General features: G+C 39.7%; 1 protein-coding gene and 1 pseudogene. Both read left to right on the top strand.

The features are described from left to right. Positions 1-185: 185 nt before the first annotated feature. Positions 186-617, top strand: a complete 432-nt coding sequence (locus FKN88_RS17400) for a hypothetical protein (RefSeq protein ID WP_306687769.1) — start codon at positions 186-188, stop codon at positions 615-617. 149 nt (positions 618-766) lie between these two features. Further along, positions 767-854, top strand: a pseudogene (locus tag FKN88_RS17405) (glutathione S-transferase family protein); the annotation flags it as partial.

The raw sequence follows: 854 nt of genomic DNA on the forward strand, positions 1-854 counted from the left end.
GTGAAATTGGTTGGGTTCCAGTGTATTCGGTACAACGTACATAACAAAGCGTTCAAGAGGGATTCGCAACGCGTGGCATTGTCGTTATGCATTGATTTTATTGGTTTTTAGTGTAATGCAGTGAGTTTGTCGTTGCGTTGCTCACCCCTTAACGCGGCGTTATGTGCTCTATGAACAGAGGCAAAATGGAACATAAACTAATTTATGCACTTTATAGTGCAGAAAATACTGGTAAAACAACCACATTAAGATTGTTAGCTAAAAAATTAGCAGAGATTAGTAATTTCAGTCGCTCAATTCCAGAGTCGGGTGATTTTACTTCAATCTTTAATGTTAAAGGTATGAAAGTTGCGATCACCTCGGCAGGTGATGACGAGGACGGAATACGTTCTAGTTTAGAAGAACTCAGTGAAGATAGTGATTTCGACATTTTATTTTGTGCTTCTAGAACGAAGGGGCAAACGGTAAATTACCTAATAGAAAGGTTTAAAGATCATGAGTTACGTTGGGTTGATAACATGTATGTACACTGTGAAAATGAGAACCAAGCCAAATTGTGTAATGAGATAGTAGCAGACTTTCTTTTTCGTTCATTGTTACTTGAGCTACGCACATAACAAACGCTTCAAGAGGGACTTCCAACGCGCGGCATTTTCATTATGCGTTGGCTTAAGTGGTTACGGTGTTATGCGGAAACTTGGTAGTAGCGTTGTCAGCCCCTTAAGCGGGCGTTATGTGTTTTTGAGCATACAAAAGGAGATTTGTAGTGAAGGTTTATGGAGATATCCAATCTGGTAACTGTTACAAGGTTAAGCTTTTGCTTTCTTTTTTGGGCATTGAGCATGAGTGGTGTG

It is taken from the genome of Vibrio sp. 2017_1457_13 (assembly GCF_030851525.1).
Lineage (GTDB): Bacteria > Pseudomonadota > Gammaproteobacteria > Enterobacterales > Vibrionaceae > Vibrio > Vibrio metschnikovii.

What these genes read in the sequence shown, in the direction of transcription:
- FKN88_RS17400 (WP_306687769.1), top strand. Translation starts at nt 186, where the DNA reads ATGGAACATAAACTAATTTATGCACTTTATAGTGCAGAAAATACTGGT.